Here is a 1,838-nt window from a genome sequence, read left to right as displayed (position 1 = left end):
CAGCTATTCCGCGAGTAACCAATTTTCTTCAGCCGGATAGTTCTTTAAAGATACAGGGCAAAGCTTCGCCTTTAGCCGTCCTGTTGTGGTGGCTTTTGCTTTCCTGTTCCGTTACATATTCTCCTTTAGGTTGACGGATTTGCAGTGGTTAGAAGATTCCTGTTTTACCTGGCGCAGGGTTATCGCCCGAAGCTATTGGCCTCTTGTTTCGCTGTTTATCCTGCAAATAATCTTATCTGATGTTTTCTACTATCTATATTCGCCAGTGTTTCGCTACAGAGCACATGGTATTTCATTGTGCCGAGTAATTGTTGCCACAGAAATTTTATAGTGAGTTTATTAAAGCGTTTCAGGAGTTCCTGGATTTTGCAGCTTTGCTCAAGCAGTTGATTTAATAGATGCCCGATGAGCATAGACTGATAATAGTTTTGTAATGCAGTAAAGGATTTTCGGCTGTATAGATGCTCCATCGCATAGCCATTGTTCTTCTCCTCGTTAAACCCTTCGTTTTCTATCTTCCAGCGGAGCCTGCCTGCCTTACTTAGTTTTAATACAGTTGATTTGCTGACAGGCAGATTGGTAATGCGAACAAAGTTTTGTGTGAGTGTTTTATTTGTTTTTTCCTTGCTGATGGTTTCTTTGCACTGCAGGTAATGAACAGTGTGTTTCTTGTGAAGCAAGTCCTCCACCCAGTAAAATTGCTGTATAATCGAAGTGCTTTTTACAGTGCTTTGAGGGCGATGGACAAAACTGTTGCGCCAGGTGGATGGGTCATCTTTGAGCTGGTCCTGTAGGCAAGGAAGGCTTCCGTCCTGAAGTGTAATAATGTATTTCCAATTGTTGTTTTCACAGATGCTTATGACCGGAGCATTGGCATAAAGGGCATCTGCAAGTATACAAACAGGCAGGCGGGGAAAAGACTTCTTTAATTTATATGCCAGTCGTTTAAAGGCACTCAGCTCACAATCCTGTTTGTTATAGGGTTTGCCATTATCATTAACTATCCACTCGCTTGCCAGAGAAATGCAAAAGCCACTTTCGGTAACCAACTTTGCTTCCAGCACAGGATAGAGGTAAGTCGTGTTGCCGTTTTTGCTTTCTTTTTTCAGCCCACATCCAAACCTGTCCCAGTTGCAGCTTATTACGCCTGTCGCATCTACGACAACCATGTAATGCTCAAACATTTTGTAACTGTAAAACAGCTTCTTTTCTATCAGGCGACTTATTAAATCAACCTTTACCTTTTCGAGTTCGTGCGGCGGAAGTTCTTCAAAAAAATCCTGCACCGCATCTAAGTGGGGCAATGTTGCTTTGAATAGTTTTTGAAAGTTAGCGGTGAATTTGCCGCTATGCCGCCGGTCATTATTTAGCGCATTACGGCTTTGCGCTTTGAAAATAAACATGCTCATTGCCGCAGTAAGAAGTTCATCGCTGCGGTAGTCTTTGCGTTTTCGATGGTCTGCTACGCTGGTAAGCTTTTCTCGAAAATCAGGATAATGACTTCGAATAATTTTACGAAGTTCATAGGCTATAACTGAGCCGTCAATATCCTCATTGTACCGCTCATTTTTATTGAGTTTTTGGAAAGAATTGCTCTTGTTACCCAATATAAAACACCTAATTTCGGGGCATAGAAAAAGCCCGCTCCTATAACTCAAAAACGGGCTTTTTCAAACAAATATGGGTAACAAATATACTTTAATTAAAAGTATCAAGTAGCCCGGAAGGGCTTTTTATCCCCACTACTTCCCCCTCCGGCAATTAGCCCGAAAAATAAATTCTCCAACCACTGTGAAACTCTTTGTAGTCAAGCATTTTATTTACTGGCTGAATAGCTG

Annotated in this window: 1 protein-coding gene; it reads right to left on the bottom strand. The window is 41.7% G+C overall.

Annotated features, from left to right (window positions below; translation table 11 throughout):
* Window positions 1-215: 215 nt before the first annotated feature.
* Window positions 216-1,607, bottom strand: a complete 1,392-nt coding sequence (locus tag VE944_RS31080) for a hypothetical protein (RefSeq protein ID WP_324986723.1) — start codon at window positions 1,605-1,607, stop codon at window positions 216-218.
* Between the last annotated feature and the right edge of the window lie 231 nt (window positions 1,608-1,838).

Origin of the sequence: Nostoc sp. (genome assembly GCF_035638895.1) — a bacterium.
GTDB lineage: Bacteria > Cyanobacteriota > Cyanobacteriia > Cyanobacteriales > Nostocaceae > Nostoc.
This window is presented reverse-complemented; position numbering and strand designations above follow the sequence as displayed.